Source organism: Amycolatopsis sp. NPDC051106, from assembly GCF_040682775.1.
Classification (GTDB): domain Bacteria; phylum Actinomycetota; class Actinomycetes; order Mycobacteriales; family Pseudonocardiaceae; genus Amycolatopsis.
Genome location: NZ_JBFBBQ010000125.1, coordinates 1 through 22,773, shown reverse-complemented (window position 1 = coordinate 22,773; position 22,773 = coordinate 1). Strand labels below are relative to the sequence as shown.

Sequence of the window (22,773 nt, the reverse complement as noted above, 5' to 3'; positions counted from 1 at the left end):
CACCCGCTACGCCAAACGCGCTGCCTACTACCAGGCCGAGCTCACCATCGCAGCCATCGTGCTCTGGCTCCGATGACTTACAGGACAGCTCCTAGACGTGCGCGGTCTTCTGCCCCGAGCTGCCGACGACATCGAAGTCGCGTGCCTTGCCCGTCGTGTTGAGGTGCGCGATGTCCGCCTGCTCGAAGTCGACGTCCAGCACCGGCGAGTCCTTCTCCAGGTCGCGCCGGTGCTCACTCGGGATGCCCCAGTCGTAGCGCTTCTGGATCTCGACGTGGTAGGTGACCTCGTCGCCGTGCTTCTCGCCGACCAGCCGGTACTGGAAGTGGTTGAACGAGTAGTACCAGTCCTGGCCGCCCTTGCCGTCCCGCTCAAGGTCCGGCGCGGTCGTCTTCCAGTCGGTCGTGAACGGGCCGTCCGGGCCCTTTCCGGCCTCGGCGACCGACTTGTCGACCTGCTCCTGGAAGGACGGCAGGTCGTCGAGCATGTCCTGGACGGGCGCTTCGACCGTTTTGCCGTCACCGTCGAGGTAGTGCTGCAGCAGCCAGGCCGCGTGGTCGTTGCCCTGCTTCACCAAACCCAGCAGGACGACGTTGTGCAGCTGGTTCCAGACCCGGCGGTCGTGCTCGGTGGGCGGGAGGACGCCGTAGCGGCGGTCTTCGGTCTCGAAGTTGTCCTGCGTGCCGAAGACGACCTTGAGGTTGCGGGCGAGCTCCTCGTCGATTTCGGTGGCCTGCTTCAGGTGCGCTTGGATCTGCCTCTCCAGGCCGTCCGCGATGTCGGCCTGCTCGCCGAGCGCGTCGAAGTACCCCGGCGAGACGCCCGGGGTGTCGTCCCAGGTGACCTTGCCCGCGGCGGTGACCGTCATGCCCTGTTCACGCGCCTGCCGCTGCAGGTCGAGCACGGCCCGCTGGTGGCCTTCGAGGCCCTTGAGGCCCCCGGTGCCCTCGCTGCCGTCGGCTTCCACGTCGATGTACTTCCGCAGCGCCTTCACTTCGGCGTCGACGGCGTCGAAGTCCCAGCGGATGCGGGCGCAGTACTGGGTCGCCGCGTCGCCGCCCTTGCCGGCCCACGCGCCGTCCTCCAGCGGTGTCACGACGGCGGATTCGTAGGCGTCGCGGATCCGGTGGAGCTTCTGGTGGACCAGGGCCCACTGCTCGGCGAACGTCTCCAGCCCGGCGACGTCCAGTTCGGCGAGCTGCTTGAAATCAACCACGGAGCTCCCCGCCCGCCGAATCGGTCTTGGTGTACGCGTCGGCGCTCAGCCGGAAGTTCTCCGCGGCCTGCGTGAGCCGGCGGTGCAGGAGGTCGTTGAGCCCGTCCCAGCGGGACTGCATGTCGTCGACGCTGCCGGCGAAGTCCCAGCCCGGCGCGGCGCGCGCCAGTGGCTCGAAGGTGTCGTCGGCCGCCCCGCGCAGGGCGTTCACGGCGACGGCGGTCTCGTCACAGGCGTCGGCGCGTTGCCGCAGCCAGGGAGGCGTGACGCCGATGTCCGGGCCGCTGCCCCACGGCGGCACCGGCTCCGGCTTCGGATTGGGAGAGGGCGACGGAGTGGGTTCGGGCTCGGGTTTCGCGTCGTGGTCGCCGGGGGACGGCGGTGGCGGGGTCACTCCCGGCGTCGGCTCGGACACCACTCGCCAGTTCGCTGCCACCACGGGGCTCCCTCCAAAAGATCTTCGGTCAGGCTACGAGCTCCGGCGATCCGGCGGTTGCGGGCGTTCCCCGGTGTCCATCGTTTCGGCGTCGGCCGAAACGATGGGCGAACCGGTCCAGTGCGGCGGGCCGGAAGTGGACCAGCCGGTCCCGCCGCCTTCTGCCTAGGGTGGAAACCATGACTGACTCCGTCCTCACCTTGCCGGCTTCGCAGACTCCGTCCATTCCGGACTGAGCGGGAGAGAAAGACATGCGGATCTTCCTCGCCGGCGCGTCCGGCGCCGTGGGCCGCCGGGTGGTGCCCGCGCTGGTCGCTTCGGGCCACTCGGTAATTGGCCTGACCCGGAATCCGGCCGCGGCGCGCAAGATCGAGGTGCTGGGAGCGGCGGCCGTCATCGGTGACGTGTACGACGCGGCGGGTTTGGCGGAGGCCGTGGCGGCCGCGCGGCCCGACGTCGTCATGCACCAGCTCACCGACCTCGGGGCCGGCGACCGCGCCGCCAACGCGAAGGTCCGGGTGGTCGGCACGCGCAACCTGGTCGACGCCGCGAAGGCGGCGGGCGTGCGGCGGATCGTCGCGCAGAGCATCTCGTGGGCCTACGAGCCGGGCGACGCGCCGGCCATCGAGGACACGCCGTTGGATCTGCACGGCGCGCCCGACCGGGTCGCGACGGTCGGGGGTGTCGCGTCGTTGGAGACGGCCGTCGCGGAGCTGCCCGAGTGGGTCGTGCTGCGCTACGGACTGTTGTACGGCCCCGGAACGTGGTACGAGCGGGGGGCGCTGATGGCGCGGCAGGCCGAAGCCGGGAACCTGCCCGCGAACGCGGACGTGTCGAGTTTCGTGCACGTCGACGACGCGGCTTCGGCGGCGGTCGCGGCGCTGGTGTGGCCGACGGGAGCGGTCAACGTGTGCGACGACGAGCCCGCGGCCGGCCACGAGTGGGTGCCGGTGTTCTGCGCCGCGGTCGGGGTGCCCGAGCCGCCCCGGGCGGAGGAGGAGCGCACGAGCTGGGCCCGCGGAGCGGACAACACCCGGGCGCGCAAGGAGCTGGGCTGGGCGCCGGGCTTCGCGTCGTGGCGGGACGGCTTCGCAAGCTTGTGACGCCCGCCCGCCGCGCGGTCCGGAGTCCGCGCTCCGCATCACTTTCCCGTGAAAGTGCGGTCTCTGGCCCCGAAGCGGCACTTTCCCTATGAAAGTGGCGCCCTCTGGGCGCGCAGGATGGTTCACTCAGCGTGATCCCCGCGTTGCGGGCCATCTTCCGGAGTCCGCGCTCCGGAACACTTTCCCTATGAAAGTGCGGCTTTGAGGGCCCAAAAATGGCACTTTCCCTATGAAAGTGGCGTTTTTGGGCGGGGCGGGGTGGTTCACCAACGGGTGATTGCCGCGCCGCGGAGTACCTCCGTGAGCGAGTCCAGGGCGGGGCGCCACGCGTGCTGCGGTGGTGTTGCGTAGCCGATGATCAGTCCGGCCTTCGCCCGGCGAGCCGAGTGCCAGTACTCCGCCGCGTGCAGGCCCGTGAGCTGGAGGCCGGCGCCGAGAGCTGTGGCGACGAGCCGTCGCTCCTCCTTCGCCGACGCGAGCGGGAGGAGTGCGTGCAAGCCGGCCGGGACACCGTCGAGCGGGACCTCCGTCAGCGACGCCAGCCGGGCGGCCAGCTCTGCCCGCCGCTTGCGGTAAACCACCCGCGTGCGGCGGACGTGCCGGTCGTAGTCGCCGCGGTCGAGCAGGTCGGCCAACGCGAGCTGGCCCGGCACGCCGACCGTGGCGCCGGTCGCCGCCAGCGCGTCGAGCACCGGGAGCCGGAGCCGCGGCGGCACCACCAGCCAGCCGAGCCGCAGGCCGGGTGCAAGTGCCTTGCTCGTGCTGCCCGCGAAGATCACTCGATCGGGGGCGAGGGCCTGCAACGCTCCGACCGGCTGCTCGTCGTAGCGGAACTCGCCGTCGTAGTCGTCCTCGATGACGTACCCGTCGCGGTCCCGGGCCCACGCGACGAACCCGGCACGCGCCTCGTGGCTCAGCACGACCCCGCGCGGGTGCTGGTGGGCGGGTGTCAGCAGCACCGCCCCGGCGTGCGCGGGGATGTCCGCCGGGTCGGCGCCGTCCGGGCCGACGCACAGCGGCGCGGTCTCCAGCCCGGCGTCGTGGATGAGCTTCCGGTGGTGGGCGAGCCCGGGGTCTTCCGTGGCGATCGCTCCCGCACCGCGCAATGCGCGAGCCAGCACGGCGAGAGCGTGCGTGAAGCCGCTCGTGATCACCACGGCCGGGGCTTCGGCACGCACGCCCCGGGCCCGGGAGACGTACGTGGCCACCGCTTCGCGCAGCGCCCGCGAGCCCGCCGGGTCGCCGTAGTCCAAGCCGGCGGCGTCCAGCGAGCGCCGCAGCGCGGCCGACCACCGGGCGTGCGGGAAGAGGCTGAGGTCCGGGCGGCCGGGGCGCAGGTCGACGATCCGCCGCACCGGGGTGTCGCGCGGGGCACGGGGGAGCGTGACGTCGGCGACCCGGGTGCCGGACCCGGTCGCGCTGACCAGCCACCCCTCGGCGACCAGCTGGGCGTAGGCCGCGACGACGGTGCCCCGGGCGATTCCCAGGTCCCCGGCCAGCGAGCGGCTGCCGGGCAGCCGGGTGCCGGCGGGCAGCCGGCCGGTGGTGACGGCCTCGCGCAGCGCCGACTCGATCGACCGCGCCCGCGGTTCGCCGACATCGAGATGCAGGTCGAGGTGCAGGTCGAAGCCCGGCTTGTCCACCGTCGTCACCTCCGTGTCGCATTCTGCTGCACCGAATGTCCGAAGAGGACTCGTGGCCGGTCTGTTGCGTCCTCCGCATCACCCCCTAGGGATGCCTAGGGGTGCGCGAAACACGGGAGAGCCGGAGGTACGATCTGCCGATTCGCAGCTACTCCGAAGGGTAAGTCCGTTGACCGAAACCACCGCGCAGCGGGTGAAGTCGATCCGCATCGTCAACGGCCTGCGCCATCCGCTCCTGGCGGTCGTCGCCCGGTACCCGGCGGAGTTCCTGGTCCGGCCGGGTGGTGAGCTCGAAATCCGCGAATCCGCCCCGCGCGGCGGGTTCGTCGAGCTCACCCTCGACAACGAGGTCCAGACCGGTCTGCAGATCGACACGGGCGAGTCCGGGCGGATGGAGGTGCTCCTCGACGGGGAGCCGCAGCCGCTGCCGTCCGTCGTCCTCGGCGGGCCGCGTCAGTGGCCGGACCTCGAGGCCGCTTTCGGGAGCCTGCACGTGTTCGACACCCGATCGGGTCCCCGGACGGTGCGGCTCGAGGAGAAGAACGGCACCACGACGCTGGTGGGCGCCGGCCGCGAGCCGTTCCGGTTCGCCGGTGTGGGTGTGAACGACTGCCCGACCGAACTGATCATCGAGTCGGACGGGCTGCGCATCCGCGGCTCCCACGGTTCGGCTCGCTGACGGCTCGCACCCTGGGCGGACTCCCGATCCGGACCGAGCGGCTGGTCGTGCGGCGGTTCGCCGGAGGTGACGTGGCCGCGTTCGCGGCGTACCGCTCGGATCCCGAGGTGGCGCGCTACCAGGGGTGGACCGCGCCGGTTCCGGAGGCGGCCGCCCGGCGGCTCGTGGGCGGGTTCGCGACGGCCGAAGAAGGCAAGCCGGGGTGGATCCAGTACGCCGTCGAGCGCGACGGCGTCCTGATCGGCGACGTCGGGATCTGCTTGTCCGGCAACCGGAAGCAGGCCGAGGTGGGGTTCACGATCGCCCGGGCCCACCAGGGGAACGGCTACGCGACCGAAGCGGTGCGGTGCGTGCTGGACCGGGTGTTCGGCACGGGAGTTCGCCGGGTGTCCGCGGAGTGCGACGCGCGGAACACGGCGTCGGCGCGGCTGCTGGAGCGGCTCGGGTTCAGCCTGGAGGGCCGTCGCCGGCGGCACACGTGGCTCAAGGCGGAGCGAACGGACGACCTCCTGTTCGGCCTGCTCGCCGAAAACCATTGGGGCGCAACGGACACACCATCGGACAGCGCGCCCGCGTAAACGCACCGGCGATCGGCCCCTTGACACCCGCGTCCACTCATTCATACATTCGTCGTCAGTTTGTATGATTCGACGTGGGGAGTTGATCCGCATGCGGCTCGGCAAGACCGCCGTCGTCCTCGGGGGCAGTGCCGCCGGTCTGTGCTCGGCCGGTGCGCTCGCTCCGCACTTCGACCGGGTCCTGGTCCTCGAACGCGACCGGCTCCCCGCCGAAGCCGAGCACCGCCGCGGGGTGCCGCAGAGCAAGCACCCGCACTTCCTGCTCAACTCGGGCCGGCGCGCGATCGGGGCGTTGTTCGACGGCTTCGAAGAAGACCTCATCGCCGCCGGCGGCCTGCACCTGATGCCGTCCATGGACGCCGCCTACCTCGACGGCGAAGGCTGGTCGGCTCGCAAACGCAGCGCGATGACCATGGTCTACAGCTCGCGGATCCTCATCGAACGCGTCCTGCGCGACAAAGTGCGTGAGCTCCCCGACGTCGAGATCCGCGAAGGCGCCGCGGTCACCGGCCTGACCACGCGGGACGGCAGGATCACCGGCGTCGGCTTCACCACCGCCGGCGGCGACGAGCACGTCGACGCGGACCTCGTCGTCGACGCGATGGGCCGCGGCTCCTCCGTCGGCGCCTGGCTCGTGGCCGCGGGCTGGCCCGAGCCGGAGACCAGGACGCTCGACGCCAAGGTCACCTACACCTCGCGCTGGTACGAGCTCCCGGCGCCGCGGCCCGCGACCTGGTGGTGGCGGCACCTGGTGATCATGCCGACGCCGGACAAGGGCGAGCACCCCGCCGAACACGAGTACCTGGTCAACTTCTTCCCGGTCGAGGGCAACCGCGTCATCGCCTGCATGGGCTCGTGGGGCCTGGAGATGCCGCGCACGACCGACGCGTTCGTCGAGACGGCCCGCCGGGTCCGGACGCCGATGTTCGCCGCCGCGATGGACCGGTGCGAACCCACCTCGGAAGTCCACCTCACCCGCTCGACCGGCAACAAGTGGCGCCGCTACGACCGCCTGCGCACCCCGCCGGAAGGGCTGGTCTTCGTCGGCGACTCGATCTGCGCGTTCAACCCGTTCTACGCCCAGGGCATCAGTTCCGCGGCCGGCTCGGCGCTGCTGCTGCGCGAACACCTCGCCCGCGCCGGCCGGCTCGACGCGAAGTTCTCCGCGAAGTTCCTTGCCGCGCAACGCAAACTGCTGAACGTGCCGTGGAGCCTGGCGATGGCCCGCGACCAGGGCTACGCCTGCGCCGAGGGCACCGAGAAGCCGCGCGAGTGGAAACGCCGGCTGCTCGCGGCCGTCTCCGCCCCCGCGTTCAGCCTCATCGTCGGGGCCGCCCGGGAGGACGAGGTCGTCGACGAGCACTTCGCCAAGGTGTTCAACCTCGACGAGTCGCTGGGGGACATGCTGCGCACCCCACGCGTGCTCGCGGGGCTCGTGCGTTACCGCGTCCGCGCGGCGCTGGGCCGGCACCGGGTGCCGTTCGGGTTCGACCCGCAGGCCGAACCGCCGGCCACGGACTACACCTCGGCAACGGCGACGGCGACCGCGCGATGACCGCGGCGTGCGGGCCGGACGCCGAGGCCCTCACCCGCGGGCTGGGCTTCGACTGCCACGACGTCGCCCCGGTCGTCTCGGTCCGCTTCCCCTGGGAGCTCGCCCACTGGACGATGCCGCTGCTCGAACTGCTCGTCGTCGGTGGTGCGGTCTTCGCCCTGGTGCACGCCGTTCGCCGCCACCGCGCGGGCGATCCGGTCAACCTGGCGCTGTGGTGGGCGTCGCTGGTGTACCTCTTCGTCACCGAGCCGCCGCTGTACTTCCCGGAGTGGTTCGGCCTGGACCGGATCTACGGCTTCATCTTCGCCCACAACCAGTTCACCGTGCAGTTCATGGCGGACCGGCTGCCGCTCTACATCGTCGCGTTCTACCCGGCGTTCAGCCAGCTCGCCTACGAGCTCGTGCGGGCGCTCGGGATCTTCCGGAGCCGGGGCCCGCTCGCCGGTTCGGTGGCCGTCGCCTTCGTCTGCCAGGTGTTCTACGAGGTCTTCGACCAGCTCGGCCCGAAGCTCGAGTGGTGGGCCTGGAACCCGGGCAACCGCATCGTCAACCACCCGGCGCTGGCATCGGTGCCGATGACGAGCATGCTGCTGTTCGCGTCCGTCTCGTTCGGGGCCCTGACCTACCTGGTGGTGCGGCTGGCCGGTGGCCCTCGGCGCGGCCGGTCACTCGGGTGGCGGACCCTGGTGGCCGGCGTCCTCACCCCGCCGACGATGGCGATCGCCGGTCTCCCGTCGAGCCTCTTCGACGGCAACACCACCGCGCAAGCCTGGATTCTCGGCGTCGAGCTGGCACTCGTCTGGGTGGCCGGCGCCGGGATCATCGTCACGACCCGGGCGGAACGCCGGCCCCTGTCCGCCTTCGTCCGGATCTACCCCGCCGGCTACCTGGGCGCGCTGGCGGTGTTCTGGATCGCCGCGGACGGCGGCGGCCCGGCCGGGAACCTGCCCTACGCGCTCGCCTGTTTCGCCGCGGCCGGGCTGGTGCTGGTCGCGCTGTACCGGAAGGCCCGGGCCCCTGCCCCGGTCTGAGCCCACCCGGTCGGGGAAGATGGGGCGCATGGGGCACCACGGATGGCGGGGCAACCCGCCCGGCACGGAAGACGAGGCCCGCCGCCGGATCGTCGAAGCGGCAACGGCGTGCCTCGACCGGGCCGGGCTCGCGAAGACCAGCCTGTCCGACGTCGCCGCCGAGGCCGGGGTGACGCGGCAGACCGTCTACCGCTACTTCCCGAGCCTCAACGACATCCTGCGCGCCGTCGCCCTGGCCGGCGTCGAAGAGTTCGCCGGGCGGATGGAACGCCACCTGGCTTCTTTCGGCAGTGCCGCGGAAGTCGCCGTCGAGTCCGTGGTGTTCGCGGTCCGGACGCTGCCCGGCGAGCGTCATCTGGGCCTGCTGCTGCAGGCGGGCGAAGCCGACTTCTTCACGGTCGGCGTGCTCTCGCCGCTCGCTTTCTCCTACGGCGCAAGGATTCTCCGCAACGTCCCGGTGGACTGGGCCGCCGTCGGGATCACCACCGACGACGACCTCCAGGGTCTCGCCGAAATCCTGATGCGGCTCTTCCTGTCCTTCCTGCAGTACCCGTCGACTCCGGCGCTCACCGACGACGGGATCCGGGCGCTCGTCCGCCGCTGGATCGGCCCCGCCCTGCGCGGCTGATCACCCGAGCGCGCTTTCCCTTGGCCTGACTCATTTCCGCACGACGGTCGTTTCGCTGGTCAGCGGGGCCCCGTCCGGGGCGGTGGGCACGAGGGTGGGGACGACGGCGCCGCGTTCGTCGACCAGGACCGAATGCGGCTCGCCGGCCTCGAAGGCGTGCCGCTCACCCCATTGCCGCAGGGTGACGATCACGGCGAAGAGGTCCCGGCCGGCCGCGGTGAGCGCGTACTGCCGGCGTTTGCCCGACGGCGCCTCGACCTGCTCGAGCACGTCGTGGGCGGCGAGCTTGCGGAGCCGGTCGGCGAGGATGTTGCGGGCGATGCCCGTGCGCTGCTGGAAGTCGGTGAACGAGCGGGCGCCGTCCATCGCGTCCCGGATGATCAACAGGCTCCAGCGGTCGCCGATCAGGTCCACCGTCCGCGCGACCGGGCAGCTCGGGTCCGTCCACATCACTCCTCCAGTGAGTTGCGTAATGAAACCATTCTGACCTACGCTCCGAAGAGTTGCAAATCGCAACCAATCGGGAGGTGCGGTGGGACGCGGGTTGAGACTGCTGCTGGCGACCGTGTGCGGGGTCGCGGTCGCGGGTGTCTACGCCGGGCAGCCGGTCCTCGGCCCGATGGGCGACGACCTGGGCGTTCCCCGCGATTCCGCCGGCTGGTTCGTGGCGGTGGGCCAGCTCGGCTACCTGGCCGGGCTGGTGCTGCTGGTGCCCCTGGGTGACCGCCTCGACCGGCGGCGCCTGATCGCCGCGCACCTGGGTCTGGTGGCGGCCGGCTCGGCCGTCACGGCGGCGGCACCGACGGCCGCGGTGGCGTTCGGCGGCCTCGCGATCACGGGACTGTTCGCGGTGGTGGTGCAGACGACCGTCGCCTGCACGGCGTCGCTCTCGCCGCCGGGCGAGCGAGGACGCGACCTCGGCGTCGTGACGTCCGGAGTGGTGGCCGGCATCCTCGGCGGGCGGGTGGTCACGGGCACGCTGGCGGACCTCTGGGGCTGGCGCGGCGGCTATTTCGCCTTGGCAGCCCTGGCTTTGGCTCTGTGTGTGCTCTGTCTCGTCGCACTGCCGGCGGACCACCGGACCGGCGCCGAGCCCTACGGGCGGATCCTCCGGTCCTTCTTCGGGCTGTTCACCCAGCCGCTCTTCCTCGGCCGCGGACTGATCGCGTTCTTCCTCTTCGCCTCCTTCGGCACCCTGTGGAGTGGCCTGGCTCTGCCGCTGGCAGGCGAGCCGTGGCACCTGAGCGAGACGCAGATCGGGCTGTTCGGCATCGCCGGCCTCGCGGGCGCCTGGGGAGCGGCCCGGGCCGGCCGCTGGGGCGACGCCGGCCACGCGAGGCGGGTCACCGGCATCGCGCTCGTCCTCCTCCTCGGGTCGTGGCTCGCGATCGGCGGTCTCGGCTGGTCCCTGGGGGCGCTGGTCGCCGGCGTGGTGGTGCTCGACTTCGCGGTCCAGGTCGTGCACGTGGGCAACCAGCACGCCCTGACGACGGCGTTCGCCGAGCGCACCAGCACCACGATCGGCGCGTACATGGTGTTCTACTCGCTGGGCTCGGCGTTCGGAGCCGCGGCGACCACGAGGGCGTTCGCCTCGGCGGGCTGGCCGGGCTCGACCGTCCTGGGCGCGGCCCTGGCCTTCGGCGCCCTGGCCGTCTGGTTCACCACCACGGCGTATCACCGGGCTCCCTCGGGGCTCCGAACGCCGAGGAGGTACCGCGATGAACCTGTTCCGCACCAGCAGTCTCGCCCTGATCGCCGTGCTCGCCGTGGGCTGCTCGGATCCCGCCGGTCCCAGCGCTCCCGACTCGGGCACCGTGGAGTCACCGCCACCGGAGTCACCGCCGCCGGCGTCGGCCCCGAGCATGGAGCCGACCGGCCCGGAGGCCCCGAGGTCCGGTGACGACGGTGTCGCGATCTCGATCCCGCAGCTGCCGATCGGGGGCGGGGCCGACCCCGAAGGCGCCGGAGAGCAGTGCGTCACCGTCAGCTGGCTGCAGTCCGGCCTCTCGCTCGGCCCGGGCGTGCAGGTCACCGCGATCGGGTTCGACGACCCGGGTGTCTTCCGCGCGGGCGGCGGCTGCGGTGGGGCGGACGCCTGCACGCGATTCACCTTCCACGCGAACGGCGACACCTGTTCGGTCGCGGTGACCGCGCTCGGGACCGGTCGCAAGACACGACTGAAAGTTGCGGGCAAGGCCGCCTGCTCCTGCCCGGAACTCCGCAGCCGGGTGGAGCCGAACTCGATACCCCTGAGGCAACCGGACGGGCCTTCCGAGCCGGAATCGCCGACGCCCGAGACCCCGACGTCCGAGACCACCGCGTCGGGGTGACCTCGGTGCCCGAGGAGAAGCCGGGCCGGTTCGAGCGCTTCGTCGAGGCCGGCAAGTCCGTCGTCCCGCCGCTGACCCTGCTCGGTGCGCTGCTGTTCTACTTCGGGTACGTCTCCGCGCGCTCGCAGTACGAGTACTTCGGCGTCGACGTCGACACGATCGGGCTGGGGACGCAGGACTACATCATGCGCAGCCCGCAGCCGCTGCTGACGCCGCTGCTGGTGTTCGCCGCGGTGGGCGCCGGCGCGGTCGCGGCGCACGCCGCAGTCCGCCGGCGGACCCGGGACGCGGCCACCGCCCGGACGGCGGCCCGGCTGGGCCGCGCCGGCCAGGTGACGGGCGTGGTCGCGCTGGGCGCCGGGCTCCTCCTGCTGTCCGGGTACCCGTTCCTGCGCGACTGGCGGCTGTACGGGCTGGTGACCCCGCTGCTGATCGCCGCCGGCAGCGCGCTGTTCCGGTTCGGCTCGTTCGCCCGGCGGCTCGCCCGGTCGCCGGCGGACCCGGCGCCGCCGCACCGGGTCTCGACGGCCCTCGGGTACGTCGCGATCGCCGTCAGCGCGTTCTGGCTGACGGCGACCGTGGCGCAGTGGTCCGGCCGCGGGCTCGCGATGTACGAGGCGAGCCGCCTGGACAAGCGGCCCAGCGTCATCCTCGACACCAAGGAAAGCCTGTTCCTGCGCAGCCCCGGCGTCCAGGAGACCAAGCTGCCGGCCGCCGACGGGCAGACCTTCCGCTACCGCTACCGGAACCTGCGCCTGCTGATCCACGGCAAGGACCGGATGTTCCTGGTGGCCGACCGGTGGTCGGCGAGCGGCGCGACGATCGTCGTCCCGCTCGACGGCTCGGTGCGCGTCCAGTTCCAGTTCCAGAACCAGCGCCCGTGAGCCCGCCTCGGCCTTGGGCATCCGGGACCGGCGTATCAAGCGGCTCCCCGGGTGCTCCGGAGAGCATGACCACCGGAGTCGCACGGTTCGTCGGCGAGCAGCGCCGCGATCGCCGGCGTACGCCGCACCCGGGCCAGGCACCGCGCCCGCGACGGGCCGATCGAGCCGACCGGGATGCCGAGCGTCGCGCTGATCTCCCGGTAGGACTTGGGCGGGTCGCAGAACAGCAGCGCGAGCAGCTCCCGGTCCCGCGCCGGCAGCCCGGCGCACGCGCGGCGGGCGGCGGTCCGGCGTTCGGTCCCGATCAGCCCGGCGTCGAACGCGGGCTCGGTCAGCTCGCCGAGCAGCGGGTCGTCGGTCGGGACCTGCCGGTTCTGGTGGCGCAGCAGCCGCAGGCATTCGTGCCGGGTGGTGGTGCGCAGCCAGCCGGGGAGCGCCTCCGGTTCGCGGATCCGCGCCAGGTTCGCCACCAGCCGCAGCCACACCGCACCGCTGACGTCCTGGGTGTCGGCACTGCCGAGCCGGAACTGCGCGCACACCGACCAGACCAGCGAGGAATATCGGTCGACGATATCCCGCCAAGCCCATTCCGCACCTCGGGCGGCATTTTCCAGCAATGGCACCGGCGAGTCGTGCATGGCCCCTCCTCGGATTGGGATGTTCCCGGGTTCACGATTTCGCCACGCCCTGCTCGCCGACCTTGCAGAGACCTTGCGGGGCGAGCAGCATCGACGTGGCCGGTCGGGACGCGTCGAGCACGGGGAGTCCGCCGCATGGAGTTCCTGCTGTTCGGGGAGGTACAGCTACGCGTCGAGGGACAGCCGCTGGACGTCGGGACGCCGCGGCAGCAAGCCGTCCTCGCGGCGCTCGCGGTCGACGCCGGGCGCCCCGTTCCGATCGAGACGCTGATCGACCGCGTGTGGGGTGACGAGCCGCCGGGGGAAGCGCGCAATGTGGTGTATTCCCACCTCAGCCGAATTCGGCAGGTGCTCGGCGAGGTCGCCGAGCTGACCGGCACAAAGACCGGAGTAACCCGGCGAAGCGCGGGATACGTGCTGGAAATCGATCCCGGTGCGGTTGACCTGAACCGGTTCGCTCATTTGGTCGAGCGCGGAAATGACGCCCGCGAAACCGACGACGACCGGGCCGCGGCGTTGCACGAAGCATTGCTCTGCTGGCGGGGTGCGCCGTTGGCCGGCCTTCAGGGCGAATGGGCCGACGGGGTTCGCGCGACTTGGCACCGGCGCCGGCTCGACGCGGCCGTGCACTGGGGCGAGCTCGAACTGCGGCTCGGGCGGCCCGACGCGGTGATCGCCGCGATGGCCGACCTCGCCGCGGAGTACCCGCTCGTGGAGCCCCTCGAAGTCCTGCTCATGCGTGCCCTGCACGCCGCGGGGCGCGACGCCGAAGCCGTCGACCGCTACGCCGTCGTGCGGCACCGGCTCGCCGACGCGCTCGGCACCGACCCCGGGTCCGAACTGCGCGCGCTGCACGAGTCGATCCTGCGGGGCGAGCTGCCGGCCACGGCTCCGGCACCGCCACCACCGTCGTCGCCCGCCCAGCTGCCGCCGGACACCCCGGGGTTCGCGGGGCGCGAGAGCGCGTTGCGCCGGCTCGGCGAGGTGACCGGCGGACCGTCGCCGGCCGCGCGGGTCGTCGTCCTCTCGGGGACCGCCGGGGTCGGCAAGACCACGCTGGCCGTCCACTGGGCACACTCGGTCGCCCGCGCCTTCCCCGGCGGGCAGCTCTACGTCAACCTGCGCGGGTTCGACCCGACCGGGTCGCCGATGACGCCGGCCGCGGCGGTGCGCGGGTTCCTCGAAGCGCTGGAGGTGCCGGGCGAACGGATCCCGACCACCTTGGACGCGCAGGTCGGCCTGTACCGGACGCTGCTGGCGAACCGGCGGGTCCTGGTCGTGCTGGACAACGCCCGCGACGCCGGGCAGGTGCGTCCGCTGCTGCCCGGCGCGCGGGCCTGCGTGGTCGTCGTGACCAGCCGCGACCAGCTCGCCGGCCTGGTCACGGAGGGAGCGCACCCGCTCGTCGTCGACCTCCTCGACGACGCCGAGGCGCACGCCGTGCTGCGCCGCCGGATCGGCGACGGCCGGATCGCGGCCGACCCCGCCGCGGCCGAGGAGATCATCGGGCTGTGCGCGCACCTCCCGCTGGCGCTGGCCGTGGTGGCGGCGCGCGCGGCGACGTATCCCGCGTTCAGCCTGGCGGCGCTGGCCGGGCAGCTGCGGGACGCGCGCGGCGGCCTCGACGAGTTCGCCGGCGCGGACCCCGCGACCGACGCCCGCGCGGTGTTCTCCTGGTCGTACCTGCTGCTGGACCCCGCGGCCGCCCGCCTGTTCCGGCTCCTGGGGCTCCACCTCGGCCCGGACATCGGCACCCGCGCGGCGGCGAGCCTCGCGGGCCTGCCCGCCACCCGGGTGCGGCCGCTGCTGTCCGAGCTCGCGAACGCGCACCTGGTCGCCGAGCACGCCCCCGGCCGCTACACGATGCACGACCTCCTGCGCGCGTACGCCGACGAGCTGGTGCACACATCGGACTCGTACGGCGACCGGGAAACGGCCGTCCACCGCCTGCTCGGCCACTACGCCCACACGGCTTACCACGCCGACGGTTTCCTCGACCCCCGCCTCGAGGTGCCGCCCGCGCTGACCCCGTTGCCGGCGGGGGCGGAGGCCGAACGGATCCTCGACCGCCGGCGAGCTTTGACGTGGTTCGAGACCGAGCACCGGGTCCTGCTCCAGGCCGTCGACGTGGACGCCGAGTTCGATGCGCGGGTGTGGGAGCTGGCCTGGGCACTGCGCAGGTTCTTGACGATGCGCGGCCATTGGCACGACGAAAGCGATCTGCTCACGGCGGCGTTGGATGCGGCGAGGCGGCTGGGCGATGAGCGGAAGCAGGCGTTCGCGCACCTGCACCTGGGCGGCACTCACGTGTGGTTCGGCCGGTATGACGAGGCGGGTGCTCACCTCCAGGCCGCTTTGAAGCTGTACGCGGCGGTCGTCGACGTGGTCGGTCAAGGCTATGTGCATCGGCAGTTCGCTTGGATGCTTGACCGGCAAGGAACCGTTGCGGAGGCATTGGCGCACGCCGAGCAAGCGCTGGACCTCTTCCGCGCGGCGGAACACCGGACCGGGCAAGCGGCGGCGCTCAATGCGGTGGGCTGGTTCCGCACGCTGCTCGGAGAGCACTCGGTGGCCATCGACTACTGCCAACAGGCGATCGACCTGCAGACGCAGCTCGGCGACCACATGGGCGCGGCCCAGAGCTGGCACAGCCTCGGCTACGCCCACAAGCAGCTCGGTGACCACGCCAAGGCGATCACCTGCTACGAGACGGCAGTGGACCTGCTGCATCGCAACGGATACCTGGTCACCGAGGCACGAGTGATCATCGAACTCGCGAACCTGCACCGAGACCTCGGCGACCTCACGTCGGCCCGGTCCGGCTGGCAGCAAGCCCACGACATCCTCTCGCACCTCGACCACCCCGATGCCGAAGCGGTGCGGACGAGACTCGAAGAAGCCGATGGTGAACAGTCAACCAACAAGGAGGATTCTCATGCCTGATCTCGAACTCGACGAAGCAGCACTAGCCGACTTCCAGCAGAAACTCGACCAGCTCAAGTCATCGCTGACCGAGGAGCAGCTCGAACTGCTGGAAGCGATCCTCACGATCGCGTGGAACGCGACCGAGCACGAGGGGGAGATCCACAACGGCTTCAAGTGGAGCTTCACCCCGCAGCAGGCTTCCTTGCTCAGGGTCTACCACCACACGCCCATCGGAGGACCAGTCGCCGCCACCACCCGTTTGATCCGGCACACCTCCACCCCGTGAGCGCGCCGCCGGTGGTGCTCGTTTCCATGCCGTTCCTCGAAGCCGATCGGCCGTCCATCCAGCTCGGACTACTGAAGGCGATCGCGCGGCAGCACGGCTTTCCCGTGCGGACCCTGCACGCCAACCTCGACTTCGCGGTCCGGATCGGGCTCGACCACTACCGGCGGCTCGCCGACCACCGGGGCCGGCAGATCGGTGACTGGCTGTTCTCCGTCGAGGCGTTCGGCGACGCCGCGCCGGACCCGGACGGGAAGCTGCTCGACGAGCTCGGCGAAGAACTGTCCTACCTGGACGGTCCGGAGCGACTGCTCGCCATGCGCGAGCACGATGTGCCCGCGTACCTCGACGCCCTCGCCGAGGAGCTCGCGGGCGTCCGCGTCGCCTGCTTCAGCTCGACGTTCCAGCAGAACACCGCGTCGTTCGCGCTCGCCCGGCGGCTCAAGGAACGGGACCCGACCGTCATCACCGTGTTCGGCGGGGCCAACTTCGAGGGGGAGATGGGCCTGGAGCTGGTGCGGTCCGTGGGCTGCGTCGACCTCGCCGTGCTCGGCGAGGGCGACGTCGCCTTCCCCCGGCTGCTCGACGCCCTCGCCACCGGCGCGGATCCGGGCGCGATCCCCGGCGTCGCCCGGCGGGTCGGCGACGACGTCGTCGCCACCCCCGCCGAACCGCCGCACGAGCGGCTCGACGAGCTGCCCGTGCCGGACTACGGCGAGTACTTCGAGCGGGCGACGCGGCTCGGCCTGCCGACCGAGCACGTCGCGCTCCCGTTCGAGTCGGCCCGCGGGTGCTGGTGGGGTGCCAAGCACCACTGCACGTTCTGCGGGCTCAACGGCACCACGATGCGCTTCCGCGCCAAGTCGCCGGAGCGGGTGCTCGGGGAGCTGGACGAGCAGGCGCGCCGGCACCGCACCTTCCGGTTCGACGCCGTCGACAACATCCTCGAACCGGGCTACCTCAAGGAGCTGCTGCCCGCGCTCGCCGACGGGCGGCGGGACTACCAGATCTTCTACGAGGTCAAGGCGAACCTGACCCGCGCACAGCTGAAGCACCTCGCCGAGGCGGGCGTCACGCAGCTGCAGCCGGGCCTGGAGTCGCTGAGCTCCGCGGTGCTCCGGTTGATGGACAAGGGTGTCCGCGCCGCCCAGAACGTCAACTTCCTGCGCTGGGCCCGCTACTACGGCATCGGCGTCGGCTGGAACATCCTGTGGGGGTTCCCCGGGGAGCCGGCCGAGGAGTACGCCGCGCAGGCGGCGGCCGTCCCGCACCTGGTCCACCTCCAGCCGCCGGCCGGCGCGGACCGGCTGTGGCTCGAGCGGTTCAGCCCGCTGTTCACCCAGCCCGCCCGGTTCCCCCTGCGAGCGCGCGAGCCCGAGGCCAGCTACCGCCACGTCTATCCGTCCACAGTAGACATCGACCGCGTCGCCTACTTCTTCGACTACGCCCCGGAAGACGAGCTGCCGCCCGACGTCTACGCGCCTCTGGAGGACGCGGTGTCGGCGTGGTCCGCCGCCTGGGAGGCGAAGCAACCGCCGGTGCTGGTGTACCGGTGTGCCCCCGGGTTCCTGCAGATCTACGACGGCCGGCACCCCGAGACCCACGGCACCTACACGTTCCACGACACGCTCGCCGACGTCTACCTGGCCTGTGTGGACCGTCCGCGGACCGCCCGGGCCGTGCACCGGGAACTCGGCCTCACCGTGCCGGTTTCGGCCGTGGAGAAGGCTTTCCGGGAGTTCGGGGACCGCGGGCTGATGTTCCTCGACGAGACCTTGGCCCTGTCGCTCGCGCTGCCCGCGACACCCGGCCGCTGACGCGTATCAGGCCCGCCGCCGGAGTCTCCGTCCATCGCCAGGTGCGAGTTCGACGAAAGGCGCGTGACATGGACCCGTCGGTCATCGTGGCGACGGCGAACGCCGCGGCGGAGCGGCTCACCGGCCGGGCGCCGTGGGTGTTCACCTGGGGGCCGCTCGAGCGGGGGAACTGCACGATGGTCGCGGGGGCCCGGTGGACGCTCTTTCCCGACGGGACCGCCACCTTCGACGGCACCGTGGCCGGCGGGCCCGGCCGCACCTGGGTGATCTGGCACGTCGACCTGCTCGGCGCGCACGGGACCGTCCTGGGTTCGCTGGCCACCGAGCACCCGGTCGAGGGCGACTGGCGCAAGTTCGTCCGGACCACGCCGGGCGGTGGGGGACACGTCCGGTTCCGCGCCCGGGCGAGCTTCGACGCCGGCCTGTGGGACGACCTCGCCGCGGTGCGGATGCACTGGAGCTGCTGACCGAAATGCCCTGGTAAGAGGCATGTCCGAGCGAGAAAGATCACGTCGTGGCGGACAGTCCCGCCGCTGTCACGCATGATGCACGGACATGGTCGAAGAGTTCCGCTTGCGCTCGGTCGCCGCGGCGGCGTACGGGCCGGCCGCCCTGTTCGGGCTGTCCGAGGGAGCCGTGCTGCCGGTCATCGCGCTGAGCGCGATCGACCGCGGGGCGAGCACCCCGACAGCCGCGCTGATCGCCGCGTTGCTCGGGGTCGGGTCGCTGGCCGCGAACATCCCGGCCGGCATGCTGGCGACGCGGGTCGGGGAACGCCGGTCGATGCTCCTGGCGGCGGCCGTCATGGTCGCCGGCCTGCTGATCTGCCTGGTCGACCTGGGGCACGGACCGTGGTCGCTGCTGCTCTACGGCAGCGGGGTCGTGCTGATCGGCGCGGCGAGCGCGGTCTACGGCCTGGCCCGGCAGACGTACCTGACCGAGATCGTTCCGGAACACATGCGCGCCCGGGCGTTGTCGACGCTGGGCGGGAGCATGCGGATCGGCGTGTTCCTCGGGCCGTTCGCGGGCGCCGCGGCGATGCGCTTCGCCGGGCTGCCCGGCGCGTACTACGTGAGCCTGGCCGCGATCTTCGCGGCGGGTGCCCTGGTGCTGCGGGTGCCCGACCTGGTCGTGACCGCGGACGACCGGGCGGCCGCGTCCGCGGTCACGACGCGGGGGATGCTCAAGCGGCAGTGGCGGGTCTACGCGACGCTGGGCGCCGGAATCCTGCTGCTGTCGGCGATCCGCCAGACGCGTCAGACGGTGGTGCCGCTGTGGGCGGCGCACATCGGCCTGTCCCCGACGACGAGTTCGATCATCTACGGCGTCGCCGGGGCCGTCGACGCGCTGACGTTCTACCCGGCCGGGAAAGTGATGGACCGCTACGGCCGGCGCTGGGTGGCCGTGCCGGCGACGCTCGTGCTGGGCGTGTCGTTCCTGGTGATGCCGCTCGCCGGCAGCGCCGCACCGCTGACGGTGGCGGCGATGGTGATGGGCTTCGGCAACGGGATCGGCTCGGGCATCGTGATGACCCTCGGCGCCGACGTGTCACCGAAGGTGGGACGGCCGACGCACATCGGCATCTGGAACGAGCTGGCGGACATCGGCACCGGGGTGGGCCCGCTGATCCTGTCGGCGGTGACCGCGCTGGCCGGCCTGGGCGCGGGGATCGCGGCGAGCGGCCTGGTGGGTTTCGCGGCGGCCGGAGCGTTGTGGAAGTGGATCCCGAGACGCCATCGCGCCGGCGCGGACTGCCCAGCCCGCTGATCCCCCGCAGGCCTTCACGGTGGGGAAGTGCCGAGGCTCTCGGCACGTTCGCGTCTCGATGACTGGCCGGGCAACCCGAGCCGCCGGTCCACGTTGGTGGCCCGCTGACCCAGGTCGAGGCCGCCCCGGCCGCAGGCGAGATACCCCCTGGGCCCACACCACGCTCGCGGGCGGCCAGGAGGTCGTGGGCGAATCCGTCGAGGGAAGGGCGGCCGGAGCGTTGTGGCGGTGGATCCCGAGACCTCGGCGCGCCGGCGCGGACTGCCCAGCCCGCTGACCGCGCGTATCGAACGCGTGTTCGACATGGGCGGGCAAGTTTCGCAACCTCCGGAACAAGTCGGCCGCGACTGCAACAGATCGCCCGGGCAGCGGCATCTTGAGGGGTGTGCGGTTCGAAGAGTTCTCCCGTGAGCAGCTGCCCGGACTGGTGCGGTTCGCCGCCGTGCTGACCGGTGACCGTGAGCTGGCTCAGGACGTCGTGCAGGACGCGCTCGTGCGGGCTCACCAGAGCTGGCGGCGGATCGCGACGGTGGACCGGCCCGACCTGTACCTGCGGAAGATGGTGGTCAACGGCTACCTCGGGTGGCGCCGCCGCTGGTACCAGCGATCCGTGCACCCCACCGCCGATGTCACCCGGTTCGACGAGCCGAGCGCGCCCGATCCGGCGTGGCGGATCACCGACGCCGACCAGCTCGCCGGGCCGCTCGCACGGCTGAGCCGCGCCCAACGCGCGTCGATCGTCCTGCGGTTCTACGAGGACCGCGACGACGCCGAGATCGCCGCGGTCCTCGGCTGCGCGTCCGGGACGGTGCGCAGCCACATCTCGCGCGGCTTGAGCGCCCTGCGTGTCGAGCTCAAAGAAGGCAAGGAGAGTGTGTGATGACCGACCTCGACGAACTGCGCCGCGCGCTGCGCGCCCAGGAGTCCCTGGCGCCCGATCCCGAGCGGGTGCTCGCCGCCGCCACCCGCCGGATCCGGCGGCGCCGCACGACCAGCGTCGTCGCGGTGACGCTCACGGTGGCCGCCCTCGGTGCGGGAGCCGTCTGGGTGCAGGGCGGGGGTGCCGCGGTGGTGCAGCCGGCCGCGAGCGTGAGTGGGTCGTCCGCCCCGTCGGCCACCGTGCCCCCGAACGCGCCGGCGATCAGCCTCGAGGACGGGTCCTGGGACTTGTTCATGTGGGCCATCCAGCCGCACTTCGCCGCCCTGCACTACGGGCAGGGCCATCAGTACGCGTTCGAGGTCGAAGTCCGCGACGGTGCCGCGCCCAAGAGCGCATTGACCGCGAAGCCCTCGGCCGCCGGTCAGCTCCAGAACCCGCGGTCGGTGATGTGGCAGGACGGACCGGATCGCTGGATCTGGGCGAGGACCACGAAGCCGGTGACGGCCGCGGAAATGCTGGCCCTGCTGGGGAAGATCGGCACCAAGCCGCCGGCGATCGACTCGCCGCTCAAGTCGGTGCGGGTTCCCGACGGGCAGAAGGTCGCCACGTTCACCAGCGAGCCCGAGACCAACACCCTGGTGCTCTGCCCCGACCCCGAGGCGAGGAAGACCCCGCTCGACAGCCGCTGTTTCTCGCTGACCGTGTCGCTGACCAGCAAGGCCGCGAGCAGCACGTTCCCGCAGGACCCGCTGCCCCTGCACCAGCACCGTGAACTCGGCGCCTACACCGTCGAAATCGACAGCTCGCCCGCCAACGAGCAGGCCGCGTCGACGGTGCTGAATTCCGTTCAGCTCAAGCGATAGGTCGGCCGGAACGCATTCGGTCTTCTGCCGAAGGAGTTTCGATGCGAGTTCTCGTGGTCGTCATCCTGGTGGCCGCCGTTCTCGGCTCGCTCACCGCGGCGTCCGGTCTTCGCTCCGAGACGGTGACCGCCGCGGCGGAAGAGCCGGTTTCGTCCGGGCAACCGGACACCGCTCCGCGCTTTTCGGGTACGCGCCCGGGCAACGCCGAAGTGGCGGTCGACGTCCGGGGCGAATGGTCCTGGGCGTTGCGTGAGCTCACCACCGGTGCCGTGGTCGGCGGCGGAACCCTGCGCACCACGGCCGAATCCCTGATCAAGATCTGGCTCGTCGTGGACTTCCTCGCTTCGCGCGAGTCGCGGATTTCGGCCGCCGACGAGGGCCGGGTGACCCGGATGATCCGGGTCGGCGACGACCGCGCCGCCCAGACGCTGTACCTCCGGCTCGGCGAGGACGACTCGATCGCCCGGATGATCCGGACCTGCGGGTTGCGGGAGACGGTGGTTCACCCGCATCGGTGGTCCAAGACCACGATGTCGGCGGCCGACGCCAGCCTGCTCGGCCGGTGCGTGGCCCGCGGTCCGGGCGTGAGCCCGCAGTGGCGGAGCAAGCTGCTCGACCTCATGCGCTCGGTCGATCCCGGCGACGCGTTCGGCATCGCGGAGGCCCCGGCGCTGGCGGGCGAGCGTCCGGCGGTCAAGAACGGCTGGACCCGGCACGGGAGTTCGTGGACGGTGAACTGCCTGGCGATCTGGGACCACTGGGTGCTCGCGGTCCTGGTGCACTACCCGGACCAGGGCGACGAGCACCGGTACGGGGCCGAAGTGTGCAAGACGGTCGCCCAGCAGCTGTTCGGCCGGACCGGCGCCGGGTTCGCGCCGGGCTGACGACCCGGGCGATCACCCGGCGGTACGGTCGGCGGATGGGGTTCGGAGAGCGGGCGCGCCGGGTGCGTGACGGGAGCCTGGCGCACGGCCGGCGCGTCGCGGCGCTGTGCTCGTGCGTGAGTCTGTATCACCCGATCGGTCACCGGGCCACGTTGAGCTTCCTCGCGGAGCTGGCCGGGCCGTACCAGCGGCACGAGCGGGCCCTGCTGCGTGCGCTGGAGGAGCTGGAGGCCAGTCGCGCGGTGTGGCGCGTGGAGGCCACCGCGTACGCGAAAGCGCGCGTGACGCAGAAACGGCTCGGGCGGCGGGTGCCGCCACCGGGCGATCCGCCGCCGCGGGGCCGGCTGGGCGGGCACTGGTACGCGGCGGTTCCGGAGGTGTCGCGACGCGCGGCCGTGCACGCGCTGAAGCTCTGGGAGCGGGACCTTCGGCCGGACTTCGCGCAGGACGAGGTGCGGTCGGCCGTCCGGTCGTGCATCGCCGCCGGTGGCCGGCTCGGCGACGAGCTTGCGGACACCGTTTCGAGCCTCCGGGCGCAGGACGAGAGCGAGGAAGTCCGCCGAGCGCTGATCCTGCTCCGCGGTGCGTCGCGGAGTGACCCCGGTGGTCACCCGCTGCCGGGCGGGTCACTCC

The 22,773-nt window shown here is 72.1% G+C and carries 23 protein-coding genes; 18 read left to right on the top strand and 5 right to left on the bottom strand.

From position 1 onward, the window contains the following. Positions 1 to 91: 91 nt before the first annotated feature. Both AB0M83_RS44645 and AB0M83_RS44640 read right to left on the bottom strand, forming a co-directional pair. On the bottom strand, positions 92 to 1,216 hold the full coding sequence (locus AB0M83_RS44645; RefSeq protein ID WP_364527518.1) for a hypothetical protein: 1,125 nt from the start codon (positions 1,214 to 1,216) through the stop codon (positions 92 to 94). After that, on the bottom strand, positions 1,209 to 1,652 hold the full coding sequence (locus AB0M83_RS44640) for a hypothetical protein (RefSeq protein WP_364527515.1): 444 nt from the start codon (positions 1,650 to 1,652) through the stop codon (positions 1,209 to 1,211). The genes AB0M83_RS44645 and AB0M83_RS44640 overlap by 8 nt, the downstream gene beginning before the upstream one ends. A gap of 251 nt (positions 1,653 to 1,903) precedes the next feature. On the opposite strand from AB0M83_RS44640, the gene AB0M83_RS44635 reads away from it, so the two are divergent. Then, entirely contained in the window at positions 1,904 to 2,755 is an 852-nt protein-coding gene (locus AB0M83_RS44635) for an NAD(P)-dependent oxidoreductase (protein ID WP_364527512.1), read from the top strand. 263 nt (positions 2,756 to 3,018) lie between these two features. On the opposite strand, the gene AB0M83_RS44630 is transcribed toward AB0M83_RS44635, so the two are convergent. Then, the gene (locus tag AB0M83_RS44630) at positions 3,019 to 4,398 is read right to left on the bottom strand and encodes a PLP-dependent aminotransferase family protein (RefSeq protein WP_364527509.1); all 1,380 of its coding nucleotides are present in this window, start codon (positions 4,396 to 4,398) and stop codon (positions 3,019 to 3,021) included. Between the two features lie 169 nt (positions 4,399 to 4,567). On the opposite strand from AB0M83_RS44630, the gene AB0M83_RS44625 reads away from it, so the two are divergent. The 5 genes from AB0M83_RS44625 to AB0M83_RS44605 all read left to right on the top strand — a co-directional run bounded on the left by AB0M83_RS44625 (position 4,568) and on the right by AB0M83_RS44605 (position 8,869). After that, the gene (locus AB0M83_RS44625) at positions 4,568 to 5,077 is read left to right on the top strand and encodes a hypothetical protein (protein WP_364527506.1); all 510 of its coding nucleotides are present in this window, start codon (positions 4,568 to 4,570) and stop codon (positions 5,075 to 5,077) included. A gap of 47 nt (positions 5,078 to 5,124) precedes the next feature. Further along, positions 5,125 to 5,655, top strand: a complete 531-nt coding sequence (locus tag AB0M83_RS44620) for a GNAT family N-acetyltransferase (RefSeq protein ID WP_364527504.1) — start codon at positions 5,125 to 5,127, stop codon at positions 5,653 to 5,655. Positions 5,656 to 5,746: 91 nt separating this feature from the next. Further along, positions 5,747 to 7,210: an FAD-dependent monooxygenase gene (locus AB0M83_RS44615; RefSeq protein WP_364527501.1), complete on the top strand. Its 1,464-nt coding sequence runs from the start codon at positions 5,747 to 5,749 to the stop codon at positions 7,208 to 7,210. After that, complete coding sequence (locus AB0M83_RS44610) at positions 7,207 to 8,241, top strand: hypothetical protein (protein WP_364527498.1); 1,035 nt, start codon at positions 7,207 to 7,209, stop codon at positions 8,239 to 8,241. The genes AB0M83_RS44615 and AB0M83_RS44610 overlap by 4 nt, the downstream gene beginning before the upstream one ends. 28 nt (positions 8,242 to 8,269) lie before the next feature. Continuing rightward, positions 8,270 to 8,869, top strand: a complete 600-nt coding sequence (locus tag AB0M83_RS44605; RefSeq protein ID WP_364527495.1) for a TetR/AcrR family transcriptional regulator — start codon at positions 8,270 to 8,272, stop codon at positions 8,867 to 8,869. Between the two features lie 30 nt (positions 8,870 to 8,899). On the opposite strand, the gene AB0M83_RS44600 is transcribed toward AB0M83_RS44605, so the two are convergent. Beyond that, positions 8,900 to 9,319, bottom strand: coding sequence for a helix-turn-helix domain-containing protein (locus AB0M83_RS44600; RefSeq protein WP_364527492.1), 420 nt, complete (start codon positions 9,317 to 9,319; stop codon positions 8,900 to 8,902). A 94-nt stretch (positions 9,320 to 9,413) separates the two neighbouring features. On the opposite strand from AB0M83_RS44600, the gene AB0M83_RS44595 reads away from it, so the two are divergent. Genes AB0M83_RS44595 through AB0M83_RS44585 form a run of 3 tightly spaced genes read left to right on the top strand, consistent with a single transcriptional unit; the run spans position 9,414 to position 12,083 of the window. Beyond that, positions 9,414 to 10,769 (top strand): MFS transporter, encoded by a 1,356-nt coding sequence (locus tag AB0M83_RS44595; protein WP_364527489.1) that lies wholly within the window; start codon positions 9,414 to 9,416, stop codon positions 10,767 to 10,769. Beyond that, positions 10,732 to 11,199: a hypothetical protein gene (locus tag AB0M83_RS44590; RefSeq protein WP_364527486.1), complete on the top strand. Its 468-nt coding sequence runs from the start codon at positions 10,732 to 10,734 to the stop codon at positions 11,197 to 11,199. The genes AB0M83_RS44595 and AB0M83_RS44590 overlap by 38 nt, the downstream gene beginning before the upstream one ends. Before the next feature lie 5 nt (positions 11,200 to 11,204). After that, positions 11,205 to 12,083, top strand: coding sequence for a hypothetical protein (locus tag AB0M83_RS44585; protein WP_364527483.1), 879 nt, complete (start codon positions 11,205 to 11,207; stop codon positions 12,081 to 12,083). 35 nt (positions 12,084 to 12,118) lie between these two features. Here AB0M83_RS44585 and AB0M83_RS44580 read toward each other — a convergent pair whose 3' ends face one another. Further along, the gene (locus AB0M83_RS44580) at positions 12,119 to 12,721 is read right to left on the bottom strand and encodes a sigma-70 family RNA polymerase sigma factor (protein WP_364527480.1); all 603 of its coding nucleotides are present in this window, start codon (positions 12,719 to 12,721) and stop codon (positions 12,119 to 12,121) included. Positions 12,722 to 12,856: 135 nt separating this feature from the next. Between AB0M83_RS44580 and AB0M83_RS44575 the strand changes: the two genes are divergently transcribed. The 9 genes from AB0M83_RS44575 to AB0M83_RS44535 form a co-directional block, all read left to right on the top strand. Beyond that, positions 12,857 to 15,664, top strand: a complete 2,808-nt coding sequence (locus tag AB0M83_RS44575; protein WP_364527477.1) for a BTAD domain-containing putative transcriptional regulator — start codon at positions 12,857 to 12,859, stop codon at positions 15,662 to 15,664. Continuing rightward, positions 15,657 to 15,932, top strand: a complete 276-nt coding sequence (locus tag AB0M83_RS44570) for a hypothetical protein (RefSeq protein ID WP_364527474.1) — start codon at positions 15,657 to 15,659, stop codon at positions 15,930 to 15,932. Before AB0M83_RS44575 ends, AB0M83_RS44570 begins: the two co-directional genes overlap by 8 nt. After that, positions 15,929 to 17,746 carry a RiPP maturation radical SAM C-methyltransferase gene (locus tag AB0M83_RS44565; RefSeq protein ID WP_364527471.1) on the top strand — a complete coding sequence of 606 codons (1,818 nt, stop codon included), beginning with the start codon at positions 15,929 to 15,931 and terminating at the stop codon, positions 17,744 to 17,746. Before AB0M83_RS44570 ends, AB0M83_RS44565 begins: the two co-directional genes overlap by 4 nt. Before the next feature lie 68 nt (positions 17,747 to 17,814). Then, complete coding sequence (locus AB0M83_RS44560) at positions 17,815 to 18,213, top strand: DUF6294 family protein (protein ID WP_364527468.1); 399 nt, start codon at positions 17,815 to 17,817, stop codon at positions 18,211 to 18,213. Positions 18,214 to 18,301: 88 nt separating this feature from the next. Continuing rightward, positions 18,302 to 19,513 (top strand): MFS transporter, encoded by a 1,212-nt coding sequence (locus AB0M83_RS44555; RefSeq protein WP_364527465.1) that lies wholly within the window; start codon positions 18,302 to 18,304, stop codon positions 19,511 to 19,513. Between the two features lie 385 nt (positions 19,514 to 19,898). Next, entirely contained in the window at positions 19,899 to 20,393 is a 495-nt protein-coding gene (locus AB0M83_RS44550) for a SigE family RNA polymerase sigma factor (RefSeq protein ID WP_364527462.1), read from the top strand. Next, the gene (locus tag AB0M83_RS44545) at positions 20,393 to 21,256 is read left to right on the top strand and encodes a hypothetical protein (protein WP_364527459.1); all 864 of its coding nucleotides are present in this window, start codon (positions 20,393 to 20,395) and stop codon (positions 21,254 to 21,256) included. Before AB0M83_RS44550 ends, AB0M83_RS44545 begins: the two co-directional genes overlap by 1 nt. Positions 21,257 to 21,297: 41 nt before the next feature. After that, on the top strand, positions 21,298 to 22,140 hold the full coding sequence (locus AB0M83_RS44540) for a serine hydrolase (protein ID WP_364527456.1): 843 nt from the start codon (positions 21,298 to 21,300) through the stop codon (positions 22,138 to 22,140). Between the two features lie 35 nt (positions 22,141 to 22,175). After that, a partial coding sequence (locus AB0M83_RS44535; RefSeq protein WP_364527453.1) for a hypothetical protein occupies positions 22,176 to 22,773 on the top strand: 598 nt, incomplete at its 3' end.